This is a genomic window from Acinetobacter sp. NigerLNRRAM0016 (assembly GCF_054112845.1).
In genome coordinates this window covers 24,885-44,810 of the sequence record NZ_JBSYVT010000028.1, presented here as the reverse complement: position 1 = coordinate 44,810, position 19,926 = coordinate 24,885, and the positions used below count along the sequence as shown (strand labels likewise).

Below are 19,926 nucleotides of genomic sequence, written 5' to 3'. Positions count from 1 at the left end.
CAAACCACAGACCTACCTTAAACCCATAAAACAACATTGATAAATTTGTAATTTCAGCATTTGAGTGAACATAAGTCATAAGAAAACTAAAAAAGAATAATCCAATTACAAATTTCCAAATGAAGATATGGACATTTGTTTTTTTCATCTAAATTCCCTTGAGCAAGCCTTATCGCATGGTTGTTTGGAATGTCGCATAGTTAATTAGAACTCACACCAAAATAATGAATAAAACACCCAATACCATGAGGAAACATAAAAAGGCGAATACATATAGGAACAGGTAAAAAATAACTTTAAAAAAATAATATAGTTTGTTCCTAAATATTCCTTACCTGTTTAGTGATTAAGGCGCTTTAAAATTCAATTGGATTTTATAAGTGTTCAAGACATCTGCTATAACAGTACCTTCAGGGATCTCAATCTTATCCCCTACTTTGTATGTGTTCACAAATTGCCAAAACACCGCTTTTTCTTGTGGATCTAAACGAGAAAGGATGTATAGATAAGCAGATTCAAGCTGTTGTTGGCTTGCATAGCTATCTACTGATACTACTGGCGTAGTTGCGAAGTTATAGTTCAATTCATCAAGAAGAGCTTCATATACAGTCGTACTTGCATACTTGCTGTATTTACCCTTGTTTTCAGGAACCGTATAGCCGTGGTTGTAATTGATCATACGAGCAACGTAACTGGCCAATAGTTCCGAGTTTTTAGGGTTTTGCTGTAAATAGTCTTCCAGCTTGGATTTATCAGCTTCGTGCGCCGTTAAAACCACTTCCCCGTTATTAATAACATTCAAGTTAAGTTTAATGCTCTTAATTTTACGAGGCGGTTGTTCAAATTCCGCACCATTAAAGCGATGTTTAACATTGATATAGTATTGTTCAATTGCATTCGCTTTAACTAAGGGAATTGGTGAAGATGATACAATTGGAGTTTGTGAGACTTTAACGGTTGTGTTGTTGGCATAGAGGTGTGCTGATAGCGAGATTGTACCAATCAGTAAAGCTAAAGTACGTTTATTAAATACCATTTTAAACTTTTCCAGTGAAATAGTCGGTGTTATTTGTGAGAACCAGTTTTACTTTTAAAACTACTTCTAAGCTGTCTTTACAAGATTATACTATTTTTAACATTGCATCACTAATAGTCCTTAAACATTTTTAGTTAATTCGTATCAATCACCGTTAAAACTATCTAATATGTTTAAGAAGTTTAAGCACCCTTTAAAATTTGTTGTGTATTAGGTTTATGGAAACGATTTTAAATTCCTTTTTGTTAAAGTCCATAATTTATTCATTATTGTTTTATATAGTGTATAAGTTTGTTTTTGCTTTATGTGGCGTATTTCGCAAACCTAAAACTAAAGCCAAAAAGAATTCAAAAAAAGGCTATCGTAAGCCTCAAAAGAATCAGGAGCTTGTATCTAAAAAAGTCCTTACAAAAGACGAGATTATAATGCTTGATGCACTAGAACAGGTCATTCCATCACGCAACATTTTGGTGCAAGTAAGCATGAGTGCTTTTATGACCACGCAAAACATAAGTACCCGAAATCAGTTTTCTAGGCTTTACGTGGACTATTTGATTGTTGATGAAGACTACAATCCTATATTATCTATTGAGCTTGATGGGCATTATCATAAATATACCCAGGATAAAGATAAAAGGCGTGACGAGCTTTTGAAGAGTGCTGGCATTCCTGTCATTAGGTTTAAGGAAATTCCCGACATAAAAGTTATAAGAAAAACCATTTCAAGGTATATTTAGGTATAAATACGATTAACTCTAATTGATTTTAATAATGTAAATGTGTAAAAATGGTTTTGTCGTAAGAGATATTTTGAATTAATTTTCAAATATATTTCTAAAGGTTTAATCATGAATAACTTAACTCGCAATACTGGAACTAATGACATGTTAAATGTATCAAAACCAGAAAATGTTGCTCAAATGTCACCTGTTGAACTTCAGAATTATATTGAAGAACTTCAACAACAACTAGTCGTTAAAGAAAATAAAGCTTTTCACGATGCTGTTAGTGCCATTAATGCAATCATTTCAGAAAAAATTACTGCCGATGGTGTTGTGGACATCCATACACTTAGCGAATATCTAAAAAACAACCACATTGATACCACAAAAGTTGAGCCTGTAAGACGTCAAAAACGTAAGCTTACGCATGAATGGGTTCACCGTGAAAACAACAGCTTACGTTGGGCTGGTCGCGGTCAAGTAATTAAATGGTTACGTGAAGAAATGATTGAAAAGGGTTTTGATCCTACAGATAAAGAAGCAGTACGTAGTTATTGCGAACAAAATCTAGACCTTAAAGAGATTTAATCTTTAAAACTAGTGAAACCACCGTAAAAGGTGGTTTTTTTTTGCCATTATATAGTGTCGTTAAGCGATACCCTATTCTATTAGCTTTCAGCCGATAACAAGAAAATTTGCAATTGGTATATACTTAAACCGTTTTTATAAAGGTCACGTTATACAACGGACTAGTTTTAGTTAAATTTTGGTATATACATTATAAGTATATGTGACTATACCTTTGCTTATGTTTCGCTGGAGGCGATTAAATGTCATTCAAAACTCTATTATTAACTGGCTTATTATCTGTAGGTTTGGTTTTAGTTGGTTGTAGTAAAAAAGAAGAATCAACATCTCAATCAAAACCTATTCAACCAGATGAACAAATTGACAAAGTAGATCCATCTGCAGACCTACAAGCAGCGCGTGAAGCTTATGTCGATAATGAAAAACCTTCAAAAGTTGAGGGCCACGATTTTGATGCACATCAAAAAACTGCAGAACAAAATCCACCAAAAGAGGACGAGCAAAATGATATGTCTTCTATGCTGAACGCTGCAGCTGCAGATGCTCAAAAACAAGCAGATCAAAACAAATAACAGCACATAAGCTTGGTACATCTTTAAAGGGGATTCGTTATCCCCTTTTTTAATGCGCCTTTAAAATACTTTTTAAATTCCCTTATTAAAACTTAACTAAAACAGTGATTCATTTTAACTAAAAAAACTTTATACCCCACGACTTAGTTATAATTAACCAGTTAAAACGTAATTAGATAAATGCGTTAAGGAGTATTAAAAATGGCATATGAATATAACTCGCAAGATAAGCGGTTTGAATTCCCTAATCCCTACCGAATAGAAAACATTTTTAAAGTGATCGGTGCCATCGTTTTTATGCTGGCTGGCCTAAGCTTAATTTTCAGTGCAAAAGGTCTATTCAGTAACGGTGTATTTGTTGCACTACCACCGCTTATAGTTGGTCTAGCAATGTTCAGTTATGGCGCTCTACTGCTGACCACAGGCTTATCAAACCTAAAGTTCTACTTTGGTCGTGATCAACCAGCCGGACTTGCACAGGAGTTATCCATTCAAGAAACTGGTGCTTATCCTGGTGCAACCGATATTAAAGAGATCCTACGCCAAAGCGCTTTGATTTATGAAGAACCAAAAGGCTCAGTGAACGGGATTCTATATTCACTGTTCCCTAATCTTATTTTTTCGCCATTATTCATCCGTAACGCTGCAGAAGCTCAATTTCAAAATGCGATTGTTTTTCTGATTACCTTAGTGAGTGCTCTAATCGCGTATGTGGGTGCATCACCCAATACAGGTGCTTGGCTTGGGATTGTTTACAACGCCATTATTTTGATTGTTTTATTGCGTCCTATGGCTAATCCGAACTCAGGTGCACAAGAAATTGGTTTATCTAAAGTCATTGGTTTGGTTTTAGTCGCCATTCTTGGACCTGTATTGGTTCCTATCCTTACCCAACATGCAGTTGCACCTATTTGGTTGCCAAGCATGGATAAAGCAATTTTTACGTTAATTGCAGCGCTGATTGCGATTGCGATATTCTTCTTGGCCGTGATTGCTCAAATGGTAAAACAGCCACCACAAGCCAGTGCTGGAGTCGTTCAGGATAGTTTGAGTATGAATTGCCAACCAATGCAATTGTTTGATGAACTTGAACGCCATCTACAAAAGAATTGGGAAAGTGCTATTCCTAACAGAATCTATTCACGCCAGTTGCCAGTTATCAACTCTCGCAGTAAAAACGGTGCTTTTGAGGGTGAGATCTTAGAAGAAACTCAACCAGTGCCAATCAATACCCTTCGTGATATGACATTGAGCTCATGCTTCAAAGAAGAAAAGTATCGCTGGTTAGCCATCCTCAATAGTTTTGGATTGTTAAGTTTTATTGCTTCAGTCGTATTAATGACTATTTTTGCCAAAGGTCTATATAACGGAAGCTATCTGGATTTTAGCGACTTCACTTATGGTTTCTTTGGTGTATCGATGTGGATCTTAGGGAAGTTTTGTTTTGAGCACGGTAATTACCTATGGAGCCGTTTTGACTTTGTATCAAAACTAATATGGGTTGAGGCTAAAGGTAGCTATCAATTGTCTCAAATGAACTTTGGCCGTTACCTTGACGACAGCGTGAAATCACAAAAAGAAGTCATCAATGTTGAAACCATGACGTTACGTGTCTGGTACGCTGAAATTAGCACAACGACCTTCGGTAAATATCAAAACCGTGCGATCTTGAGCATGACTGCTTGTACTGATGATGCTGTTGTACTGAAAGAGCATTTAGCCGACTTTGCCAAAAGCCAAAGCATTGTGGTTGCCCCAACGTCTGAAGTAGATATTAACCGCATGTCATCTATGAACCAGATGAATAGCGCAATCAATAAAAGCTCACCAAGAACACATGGTACACATCTTGGATTGATGAATAACCCTGAAACACACAGTCAGGATCTATCAGATCAAGTACCCGTGATCATCAAACCGAAAAAGAATATGTTTTGTGTGAAATGTGGTGAACCACTTCAGGACAATATGCTGTTTTGCCCTCAGTGTGGTACCAAAAAAGAAAGTTAATCGTTAAAAAAATAAAGGAGTGGATTACGAATGTGGTCCACTTTTTTTTGACATCAAAAAAATAATTAGACTTCTAAAATTAAGAGTTTAATTGAGCATTGACATATTCTTCGACAGAAAATCCCTTTACGCCAGTTTCTATAAGTGCATGCACAAAGTCTGAGAACGTCACTGGAATGTACCCTACTTTGAATAGTGCCTCATTCAACTCTTTGTACTTCAGAAAAACTTCTTCTTTATGTTTTTTCTTCAGCTTAAACGTGGACGGCAAATCTGCCACTTGCAGATCTTGAATTTTGATTGGGTTGTTCATAGCGTACCCGGTTGCTTAAAAGTTGCGAATTTAAACTATTGTAATGTGAAAATTAAAAAATGCAGAATAAATCTGCATTTTATTGTTTCATTTTTTTAAGATCTATTTGATAAACAGATGCTTAAATTAGTATTCTCAACCAAAAGCCAATTAATAGCGGATTAACCAAAATCAATCCGTTTCTTATTGGTATGTTTAATGTGTTGCTTCTGGCGTACCAAATGCATCAGGACTTTGCGGTTGATATTGTGGTTGCTCACCACCACTTTGTTGAGCTTGACCAGGTTGACCAGCTGGAGTAGTAGTCTTACGTAAAGCTAAGTCCTTCATGATGTCTTGACAAGACATGCCCCCTGTTTCGTATAAGTTGTACGCAACAGGATCTTTTTTAGGATCTGGCGGTACACACTCCAATTCAGGTTCACTAGCAGTTGCAGAATCGGCATTCATTTTGTCCAGTTCGGTAGAAATCAATGTCAGATCGATGTCACTTGGCGTAATTGGACGACTGCTGATCTGCAAGCGATAAGTCATAGACGGCGTTAGCAGCGCATATAGTTCGCGGATCTGATTGGCCATAAGCGCAGGATTTTTCATTACGATTTTTTGGCATAAGAAAAGGTGCACGTTGTTCGGGCTACAAACACTTCCTTTACGCTGACTTGATTGTGGGTTTTGGGCATCCACTTTCAAGGGGTAGACTTCAATGTAAACTTCATACGGCGTATCTGGCTTAAATTGGAAGTTCTGCAAACTAGAAACGACAGTTGAATACGGTTCTGACGTATCTTGTGCATGACAGAATACTTGTGGTGCGTTACAGTCAAAGTTACGACTAATACGGTCGATAATTTCATTGCGCTGAGCAGCCAATTTCATACTTTCTTCTTTTACTCGTCTTGCAACTTCACTCTGCAGTCGAGCTTCAAGTTCAACATCGCTTTGTTGTGGACGTTCAACTTCGATGTTTTGATTGCCAAAAATAACCACAGCAACTAACAAAAAGAAAAGAACACCACCGCCAATCAAGATTAGCTTTTTATGCTTAGCAAAAAAGTTTTCATCAATGTCTACTTTTTTGCCCTTTTTTGCTGTTTTGGCCGGCTGTTCAGGCTCACTTACATGTTCATCATCGGGTTGGGGTTTGAGCGCTTCTTCAGCTTCCTTCCCGATGTTGTCCATATCATCTGGTTCGTGATTACTCATTTATTCACCTATTCAATTATTTACTTGATTTAGCTTTTGTAGAGGTCGATTTAGACTTGGCTTTCTTTTTACCACGTTGAACTGGCTCACCGTTGTTGTCGTATCCACTTGCACCACAGCTAAAGCAATCCCATTTAAACTTACGTTCACCACGTAAATTAAATGCAGACTGAATCATGGTCTGACCACACTCAAAACACTTGGCTTCGTTGCCAGTGCGAGATTTTGTAAGTTGGGTATCTGGTGATCCATCTGGCAATATGTCGAAATAACGTTTACATGATGCAGCTTCACAACTGTATCGCTCTTCGTAAACACCAGGTTCTTTGCGGTACTTGGTATGTATAAGAGGCTTTTTACAGATACATGGATACTCTGTTTTGGTCACTTGGAATCTTGGCTCGTAGTTAGGACTACCATCAGGGAACACCTCTAATGGACCCGACTTACATTTTTTGCCTTTCAGGTTTGGATTGGATTTTTCACAAGAAAAGAAGTGATACGGCTTACCTGAAGAAGTTGAAATACCTTTTAACTCACGCAACCAACCGCCACACCCTTCAAGCTGACATTTGTATGTATGGTTACGGCGATATTCGTCAAAATCAGGAACCAAGTTACCGCTTTCGTCATTTGTAGAACGGTATGTTTCTTTACAGGTGCCATCTACGAACGCACGTTGAGAGCACTCAAAAAATACAGATTTATCAGTTGTAACCTGAGTCAGTGTTTTGCCACATAAACATAAATGAGTAGTTGGCTCACGTACAGTTGGCTTACCCGGTTCATCTTTACCATCAACATTTCTGTTTGGCGCTGAACTTTTGCATGAATTACATGACCAGTAGACCGATGTTGTTTTGTCGCGATTGGTACCGATTTTCGGCAACATGCGTCCGTCATCACAGTTATTACATTTGTAGATAGGGAATGAATCAAGCCAATGTTTTGAGAACTGTCCTAATTCACTTTCAATCCCTAAATGGAACTTTTGGAGTTCTTGTTTGTAATCGGCATCACCAGTAGCGATTAGATCCAGTGTTTCTTCAATTTCTTTGGTGTAAAGCGGATCTGCAAAACTAAACTTACCTCTAATGTTTTGAATCAAGGTCAATCCATGCGGTGTAACTTCAATTTTCTTTTTAACAAGCTTGATATAGCCGTGCTTGATTAAACGTTCAAAGATTGATTGATAAGTACTAGGACGACCAATTCCTTTTTTCTCAAGTAATTTGACCAATGATGGTACGGTGTAGCGTGAACGTGGTTTGGTTTTGGTCGCGATAACTTTACCAGCAATAACATTGTGGTTTTGACCGACCTCAATATCCATAGGTAGCGTATGTTCAGGTTCTTTTTCTGAATCTTCTTCACCGTCCACGTATTCAAGTGCATTTTCATCAATACTGTAGGTCTTTAATAAACCCAACCAACCATCTTCCTTTAAGATACGGCTAGAAGCTTTGAATTCAGCATCTTTAGTAATGCTTTCACCATCTACATTGAGCGTGACATCTTTATAGACACCTACAACGGATTTAACTTCGTATTCAGCTGGAGCCATTTGCGATGCAACAGTACGCAACCAGATTAGACGGTATAGATCCTTTTGAACTTTGTCCTCACCAGCTTCAAAGGTAAAGAAGTCACTAGGACGAATACATTCATGTGCTTCTTGAGCACCATCGCGAGATTTGGCTTTATTGCCGATAATCGCAATGCCCTCTCTCTCACCAAAAGCTTCTAGAGCTTGCATGCCCTCAGGCGAAATTACGGCAGCATCAGTACGATGGTAAGTGATATAACCACCTTCATATAACTTTTGCGCTGCATCCATAGTTTGTTTTAGATCCAAACCAAGACGCGCTGCAGCTGCAGCTTGCAGATCAACAGTAATAAACGGCGCTGGAGCACTACGGAAAGATGGCTTAGTTTCAACACTGGTAATGGTTAAGTCTTTTTTATCAATTTCGCTTTGTAGACGGGTAATTGAAGCTTTATCTAACCACTGGTTATTGTGCACATCCTTCATTTCAGGATTAAGCCACTTAGAAAAATCCCATTTCGCAGCCCAACCTTGTTTTAGAGTTACTTCAAGGTTGTAATGTTCATGTGATTTGAAGTTTTTCAGTAGATCTTCTAAATCACCAAGCACAACGAGTACGGCAGATTGAACACGGCCAACAGGAAATTTGCCTTTTAAAATATTTGAAATTGGCTCATACAAGTAAAAACCGATCATACGGTCAAGGAAACGGCGTGTTTCTTGAGATGCCACCATACCTTGATCCAGCTCTTCACCATTTTGAAGTGCATTAGCGATCGTAGTTTTATCAATAGCGTTATATTTGACGCGAATATACTGATCGTCAGATAAGTTCAGGATACGTTTTAAGTGATATGCAATGGCTTCACCTTCACGGTCCAAGTCAGTTGCGAGGAAAACCGTATCTGCATTTTTAGCAGCCTGTCTTAATTCTTGAACAACGCGTGTTTTATTTTGAGATATTTCGTATTTAGGAACAAAGGCTGGATATGAGAAACCGATCTCATGATTAGGTAAATCACATACATGGCCAACTGAAGCGCGTACAACGAATTCGTGCGGATACAGGTCATCCAAGATATGTTGAATTTTTTCGACCTTTCCGGGTGACTCTACTATGAACAAACTACTCATTAAAATTCATCCAATTTTTAACTTTCTTTAGTAATAATTACTGAAGTTAATCTAGTAATGGTTTAAGTATATACAATTTTAAAATGTTTAAATAGGTTTAAGGGTTGATAAACAAACACTTTTAAGGGCTTATTTCTTAATCTTTAGTTGGATGAACATTTCAAGTGGTTAAATTACTTCCTGTTTTCAATAATCTACGCGAAAAAAGACAACAATATTTATCTAAAATTATGGGAAAAAATGGCTTAATTGTTTGAAAATGCACTGTTTAACCGTCACAAATTAAAATTCCAAAAATATTATTTAACGAATTAATGTTGTACTATAAAGGTATCGTTTGTTTTAAGCTAAAACCATGATTAAAAAACTTATAGTTTTAAGCACCTCATTGTTAATCATCGGGTGTTCGTCTACGCCACAAGAGAAACGCTTAGATCAATACCTTGAAGATACGAAAACTGATGCAAAGGAACGTAGTATTGACTGGTATTACAAACATGATTACGAGCGTAGTAATGTTTTAAATATTTGTTATTCCATTTATATAGATTCTGCTAAGAAAGCTGGTTATTACAGCGATGATGTTAGTGATGGCCGAGAAAAGTATTTAGACGATAGCGTACAAAAAGAAATGTACGCCTCAAATGACGAATGCAATAAGGCATATAAGGCTCAGGATATTCTAGATAACTTTGTTGCAAGCAATAGCCTTCCACAAGAGTCTTATGAAGACAAGTTAGATCCACAACAAGAACCAAATTCAACACCAGAAGTATCACCTGAAGTACCAGAAGTGTCACCTGAAGCACCAGCAAATGAACCAGTCGCCACAAAACCACCAACACTGGAGGAATTAACCAATGCGAATCCGCAATAATGCGCTCATATGCCCAGGCCAATTTTTGATTCGATCTGCATTCTTTTTGCCCTAGCCATTTTACCTATAATAATTATTGGTATTGGCATACAGCTCAAAGAGAATTACGAGCGTAAGAAGCTCACTCAAAGCTATATGGATCAGCACTAAAGAAATGCAATAGGCAATAAAAAAGCAGCGAAATCGCTGCTTTTTTTATTTCTAATGAAGTTTACGAATAGGTTGAGTATAGGGGGAATCTTCTACTCGATGCACATGCATTGAATTGGTAATGTTCATTAAAGGTGAATTACTAGCCACTGAATGAGTCGTTGATGCTTTATGTGTGCGGTAGTTATTCAAAAACTGATCTACTACTGGCACATTGTTAGGCAATATTCCGATTTCGCGGTTAGTAATTTTAATCGTTTCTATTTGGTCTACATGGCTCATAACTAAGTCCACTACAATGATTAAAACTATGAGCATAATTATAGCTTAAAATTGAAGAAATTCCATTTTGGGATTTAATATTTGGTTTTTTTATGCACAGGTTTTTGTGGATAGTAGTGGGTATAAATGGCTAAGTTGCTGATTATTTAAGCTTTTAACATTGATTAAAAATTAATCAAAATAACGAAAAATAGAGTAAAATATGGAGAAATATAGCAGAAGCTATAGAAGAAAAAACAGGAAATGTCAAAAAAAGGGCAAAAAAAAACTATTAGAACAATCTCAGTCTAATAGTTTATTAAATAGGGTAATATCCCTTGATTCGTAATATAACCGATCTCTAATAAGTTTTAAAGCTTTTTTAATCATATTCACGGAAATTCCACAAACTATTATCTCATGCTGAACAAAAGTAATGATTAAGCCCTATACTCAGCTCTACCCTGATATATTGCAGATTAGTTAAACTGTTGTTTAGAAATCGCAAACAATATGATGTTATATTTGAGCAAGGTTAGAATTATGTATGAAATGTGAATGCTTTAAAAACTGATATATATTATCAACTTTTTAGAGTTTTACGCCTTATAGAATACATACAACTTGTTAGAATGCCTTATACTAATTAGCCACCCTCACACACCTTTTATGGAAGACCAGTATAGTGAAAGATTCAATCTTTGCTGATGTTATATCAAAGTTGAATGCGGAAGTTTTTACGCAAAAAGCTGGTCGCTTATACCCTCCTGTCAGTCAATTATTGGCACTGGAGAAAAAGTTAGCATTATGTACAGCATCATTGGTTAAAAGCGAAGACATTCCAGACTATAAACAGCTAGAACGCCTGTTTTGGGATAACGTAAATCATACCTATGGCACTGGTTATTTTGCGGAGATTCCTAAGTGGGGTTCCAACATCTTTATCCCATTACAGGTATGGGAAAGTGTGTTACAGCCTTATGCATTGTTCTATAAAAATATGAACCCTGAGTTTAACTTTTATGACTTTGCATTTACGACTGCAGCGTTGAGCGCTTGGCGGTACAGCCAACCCGTGCTAAAGCTTGAAAATGATGTATATCGCACCCTATTGAATGATGAAAACGGTCGCTATGTCGATGGTCATTTGCTGAATTACTACTTTCAGTGGACCAACTTTATTCATACACCAGGTCTAGGACACAACGACAAACCTTTATATGGTTTTTTCGCGCATCAAAACGAAGTTTTGTTTAACGGAAACAACGTTAAAGTACTGATCATCGTGTTTTGCTATGAAGATACTGAAGCCAACATATCTGATGAAGATCCTTTAAGCTTAACCTCTAATTGGGGAGACTATGTGGTTTTAGAGTATCGCACGGATACTATTAAAACCATTAAAGATAGTTTGATTGGTACCAACCTTAAAGGTAGTCCTGAGCTATTAATCTTACTTGGTAAAATGCTTAGCTTATTTAATTTTTCTATTCATCCTAAAACTGACATCTACAATCACCGTGGCTACCTGATGCAACCCACGTATAACGATACGATTGATTCATTTCTCAATAGTTATAGAAAGCACAAAGGTATGCCAGTACGCCGTGGCGTAGGTAAATCACCCTCTAGCAATCAACGCCGTGAAGTCCTCTATCATGTCCACGCACCAAGTTGTCCACGCCTGTTTGATACTGGTCTGAACACTGGTTTTGTGTCGCGCATGCACAAGAGTAGCCATATCGCTAATGACCATTTTAATACACTACATTGGCTTAAAACTGATACTGGCTTAAAACTAATTTCAGGTAGTTTATATACTCAAGAAACCGAAACTAAACTTATTAAATCAATTCAAAATTACTTTTATGGTAATAATACTTAAAGGTTTTCATTCTTTTTTCCTTAAACCTGTTATATAATTTTAATACCCATTTCAATCAATGAAGTATTATGCGTTTCGAGTTCGATCCATCATTTATATCTCATGTTGCAGTACGATTAGATGGCACTTCCTTAAAATCATTTTTAGACAACCTTGGAAACGTATCTTTTCAAGAAGCTGAAAGTTATTTAAGCAATCTAATTAAAGGGAATTATGAGCAAGACGAGTTTACTGTTGGCTTGAAAGTTAAACCTAAAAACTACAATCAAACAGAATTATTAGGGCATCTTTATAAAAATAGTGCCTTTCAATCGGTTTCAACTGAAGTATCGGATCTCAACACCCAAAACATGCACAATGACATAGCTCAATTCGTTCAAAGCTATGCCAATGTTGCAGATCTTCAGTACAACAGTTATTTCTTGGACAAGCAGACGTTTAAGCATGAAAAAACGTTAGATAGCTATATCTTCACAGAATTAATGCTGCAGTTCACCAACAATAATACCGTGAAGTTTCGTGTGGACGGCGAATATGTCACAGTGATTAATGCTGAGCTAACCTCTAAATACATCTATTTTAACGACAACAAGAATAAGCGGATCTGTAAGTTTTTAAGTAAAAATATGCATCCAGCTTATTTAGAGTCATTCTTAGAGCAGATGCATATTATTAAAATTGATTCTGAGCAGTACTTTTATAATGCAGTCGTGAATAACACAATAAGTTATGATGCTGACGTTAACGCCTTTATGGACCAATCCCAGAATTTTTTAAATACCCTTGTGAAAGGTTATAAAAAACTGATCTTAAACAACGTGCGATTTAATCTTTACGAATTCTTAGAAGACGACCTTGAAAGTGTCATCCTAAACCGTATCACTAAGGCATGGCATTACGCTCATGAAATCACGTTGCAAACTAACAACCCATCAAAATATGTCGTTGCTCAACCGCTGGTTATAAAATATTTATAAGTGAGTTTCTTTATTTATGAACCCCCTCATGATCAAGTATGGTATCGATATTGGTACGCTATCTAAAATATTTAGATCGCATCTTGAAAATGAGGGCATTGTATTTGATCGTGAGAGTGACTTTCAGCTTGAACGAAGCTCTAAACGTATTTACCTCAGAACCAATCACCACAATGACGCCACAAAAAATAAGAAAAAAACGGCCTGGTATCTTGTAGATCTAGATAACGCACGTATGTCTTATGGTTGGTTTCATGCTGGCGGTGCAAACTTCACTTACAGCTTGTATGAATACATTCAAGAAATGGATCTGCAACCTGGTGACACCGTATATACCAAGGAACAGCAAGAAGAAGATCTTAAACGCTTCTTAAACTCATGCAAAAGTGCTGAGAAGAACAAAAAAGACCAAGAGATATTGGCTCAAATCTATATGGGTTTTGAATGGGCCAGAAGCCTACCCTTGTCAAACCGTCCACACAACTACAATGTGAAAAAGCAGATTAGCTTCAGTCATGCTAGATTGTACAATCCAAGCAACTTCACTAAAAATGAGCTGATTGATTATGTCAGCCAGTACTACCCTCAACACAAGAACAACACCATTATTCTGAACCGTATTATTGATCTGCAACCAGATCTAGATCAACAGTCGCTACGCCAGAACAAGCTTTTAGTTGAGGGGCAAAACCTCAAAAATCAAATCATTTTCCTTCAGACCATCGCTGAACACAAAAACAAGCGTGGTGAAGATAAGTTTACATTACGTGGTGTACTTGCAAACGGCGCTTTCAAAATCTTATATAAAGATCCATTGGATGCATGGAACCAAGATCGGATAATCTTTTGTGAGGGCTACGCCACTGGTGAAGCAATTGCAGAATCAATTCAATACTCTATTCCAGTCATTGTTGTGTACGTGGCTGGCAACATCATGAATGTAGTACGTGATTTCCGTGCCGAATTCCCGTTTTCACGCTTCTATATTTTCAATGATAATGACCATAAAACAGCATTAGAAAGCAAAATAAAGCGCAATCCCGGTATCTATTACGCAACAGAAGCATGCCGAGCTGTAAACGCAGCCATGATTGGACCTGAATTTACTGAAGAACAGCTAGATCTAAGTGACTGGAACGATTTTAAATGTTTATACGGCGTTGATTACACGCGTGATGTTATACGTCATAAAATGCAAAATGCCGTGTGGACGACTGCAATTCAAAGCACGGTTAACCCGAACTACTCTATCAGTGCCCTATTCTTTGGCATCAAACAACAGTTGGATGATATAGGCCTCTATCCTGATAGCATGACCAAAAAGAATTGGTTTAGCTTGGTTTTACGCGCATACGCCTTACTGACTCAACAGGGATTTAGTCAGATCCACCCGATTGAGCTGGTCAAAGAACAATTTATTGAGATTCTTGGCCAGATTAGCAAGCAACCCCGTAAAGTCACTGGAGCTGAAGAACCAGAACTCCTTCAGGCCTACACAAAACTTGTAGAAATGATCGCACGTAATGATTCAACAACAGCACTGAATCAACAGATTATCACCGTGATTAACTTATACAAAAATGCAGATTATCCAATTGAAACATTAAAGGTTTGGCTCAAAGATATTTTGAGTAAATCGAACGATCCTGAATGGTCCGAAAACTTCATTAATAATATTTTTATTTCGATAATTTGAATGTCAAACATAGACCCCCAAAGGTAGCAAACTTTTGGGGTTTATTTTTCTCTAAACTTTCATTGAACTAGGTTTATCGATCTACTTAAGACAAATGTTTCCTGATCTAGTTCGGTTTAGTGTCTTACAACTAGGTTTATCGACCTATTTAAAACTAATTTGTCCTGAACCAGTTCGGTTTTGTGTCTTATGGATTGGGTTTCCATAAACTTTAACGTTGCCTGAGCCTGAAAGCTGTACTTGAGCTGAATTGATAGCTGTACAAAAGATATTGCCTGAACCAGATAGCGCCACTTCTAAATTGGTGCTTTTCAGTGGTAACGCATCAAAATTGCCTGATCCTTTCAAAGATAAGACACAGTGTTCAATGGTACCGTCTAAATCCATATTTCCAGATCCACTAATACTTGCGGTAAATTTATCTTCATTTAGATTTAAGATCTGGATATTGCCTGAACCTTTTAAATCAATAGCTTTTAAAGTTGGGTAAGTGATCGATACTTCTAACGGTGAACGAGTACTAAAACTCACATTGTCCTGAATAGCTAAAACCAATACACCACCCTGAAAAGTAGCACTAATAAGATCCACAATATTATCGTCTGCAGTAATTTCCATTTTAGAATCACTTGAAGCAAAAAACTTCAGACTCATTGGACCTTTCATACAGATTTCGTTAAATGGGCTTACAGGTACTTGCTTAGTCACTCGTTTTCCACTTCCAACGATTTGATGGTTTGAACCTGAACTGTATACATTGGCGTTGCCATTGATTACAACAGAACCCGAAAAAAACTGTTTTGACATATAAACCTCAAATTAATAAAAGTAATTTAACCCTAAATAAGTGGTCACTCATAACCTATTTATTGTCTGTAAATTATAACATTGAGGGCTTAAATCTTTTTTATTAAAATAATAAATTAAAACTTTTAATTTTTCTTTAAACCTTTATTAGACATAGCTTATATTAAAGATTAAACAGAAATGTTTTTAGAATCGGTATATACTAAAAGTATAAATTTTCTTAAGCATATGATTAATAGTCCTATGCAACCTGGGTAGCACATTGCACCTGAATATATATTAGAAATTGGAATTGTTATGGCTGAGAAAGTACCGAGCGCCCGACATAATTGTGATTTAAATACGATGTTTCAGTTTTTCCAAGAAGAACTGGAGCGAAACTACGGATTCGTATTCAAGTCATCTGGTAAATATCAATTCGTGACCGTATTTGATGAAAAAGTGCCTTGCCTCACCGAATCAGATAACCCTAGTAAATCAAGTAGCAACAATGTCAAACCACGAGGGATGTATTGGATCTATCCAAACATGAACCGTGATACTGGTGAATACTGGCCAGTGCTCAAAGGACACCGCTTTGGTGTAACTGACATTGAAATCTCAATTGCTTTTGCTGACCACTATAAGAACGTAATCAAGCCTCAACGAGATTCAAACCCTAACTACAAACCACCAAGCAAAGAAGATGTTGATCGCCGTGTACGTGAGTTTGAAGAAGCTCAAAAGAAGCATCTACTTCAACAAGAAAAAGAGCTCTTAGCTGCACAAATCGCTATCCGTATTGAGTGGCAACGTGCTGGTAAAGTTATTGACGATTCATTTTTTAATAATAAAACTGGAAGCATTCAGACCTTTAAACGCGACATTCGACAAATGCCGTATATGGTTGAAAAGAACCTAGAGCCATACGGCGCTAAAATCATGCGTAAAGATAACTTTACCCGTGATGAAGCCATTGAAGCAGTAAAGCGTGAACTTCCTGAATCAGCCACCAATCAACAGCTTCTCGTTGAAACAGTAGAGAATGTATTAGCGTATCAAAAGCATTTTATCAACTTTGAACCTGAGCTTGAGGGCGAAAAGAAAAAAGGCTTTGATTTACGTAAAAGCAGAGCTGTCATTCTTGCACCGTTAATTGACACCAATAACAAAGTCGTCAATTTACAGCGTATCACCCACCATCGCCAAAAAAAGCGCAACAAAGAAACCAACAAGCTTGAAGAAGTACTGCATAAGGGCAAGTACTTTTTTGATAAAGCCAAAACGAAAGATGCATTCTTGCCTGTTAGCAAAAATCCTGATGTTGGCTATGAAGTCTTTAACCCAAATGCAAAGAACTATTTGATCAAGGAGGGTTGGGCAACAGCGATCAGCGCACGTAAGGCGTTGGATGCTGGTTTAGAGCTTGGTTTATTGGGTGAGGGTTTTACTGCAGAAAACACACAAGTTTTAGCGTCATACAGTAAATCCAATATCTCAAGTGTTGCTGAGCTTATCCGCAGCATCAATCCTGAAGCCAATATATTTGTTGGTTATGATAACGATGCTGGCCAAACGCTTGAGTCTGGTTTGAATCCTGGCTTACAAGAAGCTTGTCACAACTTTTCATTAAGTGGTGTGTTAGGTGATGTGAGCAAACATGAAAATACACGTATCACCCTACCCCCAGTTTTCCAAAATAAATTATCTGTTTCTGATTGGGATGATGCTCGTCAATATTTAGGAGTTGAACGTTTAGCTGCAGAGTTGGCAAAAGAACTAAATAACGCCGTCAAACGTATAGACAACAAGATCCCTGAAGTTGCGTATGCAATTAACCGCTACAACCGTCAACGCGAAGCTTATGCAGCCAAGTTCCCTAATAAAGAATACCAACCGAATTACGGCATTGTGATTGCACAATCAGATGAAAAATATCTGGAATTGCAGAACATACGAGCTAAAAACCAAGCAAATATTGAAAATTACAACGCAAATATTGAAAAGCGTAAACAAGATCTATCAAAAGCTAACTATGATGGACCAGCTGGTACAGGTAGCACGAAATCCTATGCAAAACCAAAGTACCAACCGCCGTCATTTGATAAAGCATTTGATGATAAATCAACTCCAACCGCTACGGCACCTGTATCTTCGCCCGTCATGACTCTTGAGGGCATTAAGTCTTATATGGAGATCCTTTCTGAAATTGATGTCACCAAAGTTCAAAATGATGTTTTGAAAGTTGTAGCTACTGCAGATGGCCATCAAAAGATTAAAGCCGGTGATATTGAATTCGAGAAAATGGGTGCCAAAGAACCAACCACTAGCACAAACCCAAGTATGGATAGCATGCAAAATACCAAAGTACATATTGATGTATCCAAGGACATCAACAAAGATACAGTTAAATTGCAGAGTGTGGATCGTTCGACCATTCCCGAACAAAACCTTCAGCAAGGTATCGATCATCAAAGCTACGCTAAGTCAGCTATCTTTACCGCTTTTTGGCTTCATTCAGCAGAAATGTATAAAGCTAGAAAGTTAATTCATGAAGCTGGTATTAGTAATGCCGATGTTGAGGGTTCAATTGCTGTCGCTGAAGATAAGCTCAATAAAGCTCAGGAAGAAGTTTCTAAGAAGCGGTCGTATCCTGAACTTTTTGTGATTAGTGCGTCTGATAGCGAATACCGTGCGTCAATCATGAAAGTTTTATCTGATTTAGAGGCTGCACATCCAGAGTGGCAGAATCTCAAAACATTTAGAGAAAATCTTACTGATAGGACCATTGCATTTGATCAATTGAATCTGGATACATTGAAGATCAAAAACAAAGTAGTGCATTTGATTGTCAGTAATGTGACCAATGATCAAAACTATCTAAAGGTTCAAGAAAGCCTCACCACCCTTTTAGATACATCGAACAGCTTGTCTTTGGACCGTCAACAAAAGTTCAATCTTGTGAACAGTCTAAGTAAAACATTAAACAACATGGCCAAACTGTTAGATGAACCACCAGTCTTCCAAAGACTGAACGATTTCTTTACTCGTTTTGAAAAGCGTGTAGATGATCTCGTTCTAGGTGATGGTCTAAAGCTGTATGGTATAGAACCGCAGAATTTAAACAAAACTAACGAACGTGGACAGTCGTTCGATATGTAAAAGCAGATATGAAAAAGCCCCGAATATCGGGGCTTCTTTTTGAGTCAATGTTTTCAAGATTAGTGTGGCAATGTTGCCCTAAAATCCAGTGCAAAATCAGTTTCACCACGAGGATCGCTATTAAAGAACTTGAAGCCTAAACACTTAATCTCTTTATAGCCCATACTCTCCACCTCTTTTAAGGGCTATTTGCATTTTAGGGTGGGATTTTTATAAATCTCACCTTATTTTTAACTTAACAAACTCTAATTTTGCAATCTAAGGTTGAAACTACTTGAGCTAATCATTTTTAAAATTTGCATTATAAGGTTGAAAGTGAATTTAGCTTTTTAATAATCCTTTTAGTTGACTCAAATATTCATTTGCTTTTTGTTGAGCATTTTCTTCTGATAAATTCAAATCAGATTGAATCTTAATGATGCTTTGTTCAAACTGGCTTAATTCCAAATCACTCAATCGTTGTTCATCTTTGTACATATCTATAGTTGCTCGACACAAATGAATGAAGTGTGCTGTTGTTTTGTACTGATAATTACAACAAGCATGAATGATATTTTTGAGTCGTCTGTGGCGTAGCTCAATATTGATTGGTTTATAAGTTGGATGGCTTGCGCTAAAAAATAGTGCCTTATCTATGGCATCACCGCTATACCAACCTTTATCCAAATTTTCTTGTGCTGCTTGAATGTAAATTTCTGCTACTCGCTTCCTGTCAGCCAAAATGTATTTCTCAATTTCAGCTTGGTCAGTTAAAAGCTCAATTGGTTCAAACTGAACTTTAGTGCCGTATCTGTTTTGGGTAGATTGATCATTTACTCGCAGAAAAATGGTTGCACCTATTTCTATATCTGATAGCACGGCATTTTTAACAAGTTGGGCTTGATAATTTTTTACACTACCGATCAGTTCAGCTTGAATATACTTTGTTCCAATTTTTAAGATACGAAACTGTCCAAATGCTGTTATTTTTTCTTGCTTATTTGGCATCTCACACCAAGCCTAATG

General features: G+C 37.1%; 15 protein-coding genes. 9 read left to right on the top strand and 6 right to left on the bottom strand.

The genetic code is table 11. The features are described from left to right. Nucleotides 1-346 precede the first annotated feature (346 nt). Complete coding sequence (locus ACWQ4X_RS15000; RefSeq protein WP_005006214.1) at nucleotides 347-1,036, bottom strand: hypothetical protein; 690 nt, start codon at nucleotides 1,034-1,036, stop codon at nucleotides 347-349. A gap of 218 nt (nucleotides 1,037-1,254) precedes the next feature. Here ACWQ4X_RS15000 and ACWQ4X_RS14995 point away from each other — a divergent pair, with 218 nt between their 5' ends. The 4 genes from ACWQ4X_RS14995 to ACWQ4X_RS14980 all read left to right on the top strand — a co-directional run bounded on the left by ACWQ4X_RS14995 (nucleotide 1,255) and on the right by ACWQ4X_RS14980 (nucleotide 4,928). Next, the gene (locus tag ACWQ4X_RS14995; RefSeq protein WP_005006211.1) at nucleotides 1,255-1,773 is read left to right on the top strand and encodes a DUF2726 domain-containing protein; all 519 of its coding nucleotides are present in this window, start codon (nucleotides 1,255-1,257) and stop codon (nucleotides 1,771-1,773) included. A 111-nt stretch (nucleotides 1,774-1,884) separates the two neighbouring features. Then, complete coding sequence (locus ACWQ4X_RS14990) at nucleotides 1,885-2,346, top strand: H-NS histone family protein (protein WP_024160717.1); 462 nt, start codon at nucleotides 1,885-1,887, stop codon at nucleotides 2,344-2,346. Between the two features lie 242 nt (nucleotides 2,347-2,588). Further along, nucleotides 2,589-2,918 carry a hypothetical protein gene (locus ACWQ4X_RS14985; protein WP_005006208.1) on the top strand — a complete coding sequence of 110 codons (330 nt, stop codon included), beginning with the start codon at nucleotides 2,589-2,591 and terminating at the stop codon, nucleotides 2,916-2,918. A 201-nt stretch (nucleotides 2,919-3,119) separates the two neighbouring features. Further along, nucleotides 3,120-4,928 carry a zinc ribbon domain-containing protein gene (locus ACWQ4X_RS14980; protein WP_024160718.1) on the top strand — a complete coding sequence of 603 codons (1,809 nt, stop codon included), beginning with the start codon at nucleotides 3,120-3,122 and terminating at the stop codon, nucleotides 4,926-4,928. Between the two features lie 79 nt (nucleotides 4,929-5,007). On the opposite strand, the gene ACWQ4X_RS14975 is transcribed toward ACWQ4X_RS14980, so the two are convergent. The 3 genes from ACWQ4X_RS14975 to ACWQ4X_RS14965 all read right to left on the bottom strand — a co-directional run bounded on the left by ACWQ4X_RS14975 (nucleotide 5,008) and on the right by ACWQ4X_RS14965 (nucleotide 9,127). Continuing rightward, the gene (locus ACWQ4X_RS14975) at nucleotides 5,008-5,241 is read right to left on the bottom strand and encodes a hypothetical protein (protein WP_024160719.1); all 234 of its coding nucleotides are present in this window, start codon (nucleotides 5,239-5,241) and stop codon (nucleotides 5,008-5,010) included. Nucleotides 5,242-5,436: 195 nt separating this feature from the next. After that, nucleotides 5,437-6,447 carry a hypothetical protein gene (locus tag ACWQ4X_RS14970; protein ID WP_024160720.1) on the bottom strand — a complete coding sequence of 337 codons (1,011 nt, stop codon included), beginning with the start codon at nucleotides 6,445-6,447 and terminating at the stop codon, nucleotides 5,437-5,439. Between the two features lie 16 nt (nucleotides 6,448-6,463). Continuing rightward, nucleotides 6,464-9,127 carry a type IA DNA topoisomerase gene (locus ACWQ4X_RS14965; RefSeq protein ID WP_024160892.1) on the bottom strand — a complete coding sequence of 888 codons (2,664 nt, stop codon included), beginning with the start codon at nucleotides 9,125-9,127 and terminating at the stop codon, nucleotides 6,464-6,466. A gap of 355 nt (nucleotides 9,128-9,482) precedes the next feature. Here ACWQ4X_RS14965 and ACWQ4X_RS14960 point away from each other — a divergent pair, with 355 nt between their 5' ends. The 4 genes from ACWQ4X_RS14960 to ACWQ4X_RS14945 all read left to right on the top strand — a co-directional run bounded on the left by ACWQ4X_RS14960 (nucleotide 9,483) and on the right by ACWQ4X_RS14945 (nucleotide 14,973). Beyond that, nucleotides 9,483-10,004, top strand: coding sequence for a hypothetical protein (locus ACWQ4X_RS14960; protein ID WP_005028478.1), 522 nt, complete (start codon nucleotides 9,483-9,485; stop codon nucleotides 10,002-10,004). A 1,096-nt stretch (nucleotides 10,005-11,100) separates the two neighbouring features. Next, the gene (locus tag ACWQ4X_RS14955; RefSeq protein WP_005028487.1) at nucleotides 11,101-12,300 is read left to right on the top strand and encodes a hypothetical protein; all 1,200 of its coding nucleotides are present in this window, start codon (nucleotides 11,101-11,103) and stop codon (nucleotides 12,298-12,300) included. A 68-nt stretch (nucleotides 12,301-12,368) separates the two neighbouring features. Further along, on the top strand, nucleotides 12,369-13,277 hold the full coding sequence (locus ACWQ4X_RS14950; RefSeq protein WP_457904169.1) for a hypothetical protein: 909 nt from the start codon (nucleotides 12,369-12,371) through the stop codon (nucleotides 13,275-13,277). A gap of 28 nt (nucleotides 13,278-13,305) precedes the next feature. Beyond that, complete coding sequence (locus ACWQ4X_RS14945) at nucleotides 13,306-14,973, top strand: virulence-associated E family protein (protein ID WP_010591044.1); 1,668 nt, start codon at nucleotides 13,306-13,308, stop codon at nucleotides 14,971-14,973. A gap of 144 nt (nucleotides 14,974-15,117) precedes the next feature. Here ACWQ4X_RS14945 and ACWQ4X_RS14940 read toward each other — a convergent pair whose 3' ends face one another. Beyond that, a complete protein-coding gene (locus ACWQ4X_RS14940) occupies nucleotides 15,118-15,780 on the bottom strand; it encodes a head GIN domain-containing protein (protein WP_044112290.1) in 663 nt (220 codons plus the stop codon). Nucleotides 15,781-16,077: 297 nt separating this feature from the next. Between ACWQ4X_RS14940 and ACWQ4X_RS14935 the strand changes: the two genes are divergently transcribed. Then, nucleotides 16,078-18,921 (top strand): hypothetical protein, encoded by a 2,844-nt coding sequence (locus ACWQ4X_RS14935; protein ID WP_098733204.1) that lies wholly within the window; start codon nucleotides 16,078-16,080, stop codon nucleotides 18,919-18,921. 321 nt (nucleotides 18,922-19,242) lie between these two features. On the opposite strand, the gene ACWQ4X_RS14930 is transcribed toward ACWQ4X_RS14935, so the two are convergent. Beyond that, nucleotides 19,243-19,908 carry a hypothetical protein gene (locus ACWQ4X_RS14930; RefSeq protein WP_078389068.1) on the bottom strand — a complete coding sequence of 222 codons (666 nt, stop codon included), beginning with the start codon at nucleotides 19,906-19,908 and terminating at the stop codon, nucleotides 19,243-19,245. Nucleotides 19,909-19,926: the final 18 nt, after the last annotated feature.

Bases quoted from the DNA above. Each gene is read 5' to 3' on its own strand.
- ACWQ4X_RS14935 (WP_098733204.1), top strand. From the start codon at position 16,078: ATGGCTGAGAAAGTACCGAGCGCCCGACATAATTGTGATTTAAATACG.
- ACWQ4X_RS15000 (WP_005006214.1), bottom strand. From the start codon at position 1,036: ATGGTATTTAATAAACGTACTTTAGCTTTACTGATTGGTACAATCTCG.
- ACWQ4X_RS14990 (WP_024160717.1), top strand. From the start codon at position 1,885: ATGAATAACTTAACTCGCAATACTGGAACTAATGACATGTTAAATGTA.
- ACWQ4X_RS14985 (WP_005006208.1), top strand. From the start codon at position 2,589: ATGTCATTCAAAACTCTATTATTAACTGGCTTATTATCTGTAGGTTTG.
- ACWQ4X_RS14995 (WP_005006211.1), top strand. From the start codon at position 1,255: ATGGAAACGATTTTAAATTCCTTTTTGTTAAAGTCCATAATTTATTCA.
- ACWQ4X_RS14950 (WP_457904169.1), top strand. From the start codon at position 12,369: ATGCGTTTCGAGTTCGATCCATCATTTATATCTCATGTTGCAGTACGA.
- ACWQ4X_RS14940 (WP_044112290.1), bottom strand. From the start codon at position 15,780: ATGTCAAAACAGTTTTTTTCGGGTTCTGTTGTAATCAATGGCAACGCC.
- ACWQ4X_RS14945 (WP_010591044.1), top strand. From the start codon at position 13,306: ATGATCAAGTATGGTATCGATATTGGTACGCTATCTAAAATATTTAGA.
- ACWQ4X_RS14930 (WP_078389068.1), bottom strand. From the start codon at position 19,908: ATGCCAAATAAGCAAGAAAAAATAACAGCATTTGGACAGTTTCGTATC.
- ACWQ4X_RS14970 (WP_024160720.1), bottom strand. From the start codon at position 6,447: ATGAGTAATCACGAACCAGATGATATGGACAACATCGGGAAGGAAGCT.
- ACWQ4X_RS14980 (WP_024160718.1), top strand. From the start codon at position 3,120: ATGGCATATGAATATAACTCGCAAGATAAGCGGTTTGAATTCCCTAAT.
- ACWQ4X_RS14960 (WP_005028478.1), top strand. From the start codon at position 9,483: ATGATTAAAAAACTTATAGTTTTAAGCACCTCATTGTTAATCATCGGG.
- ACWQ4X_RS14975 (WP_024160719.1), bottom strand. From the start codon at position 5,241: ATGAACAACCCAATCAAAATTCAAGATCTGCAAGTGGCAGATTTGCCG.
- ACWQ4X_RS14965 (WP_024160892.1), bottom strand. From the start codon at position 9,127: ATGAGTAGTTTGTTCATAGTAGAGTCACCCGGAAAGGTCGAAAAAATT.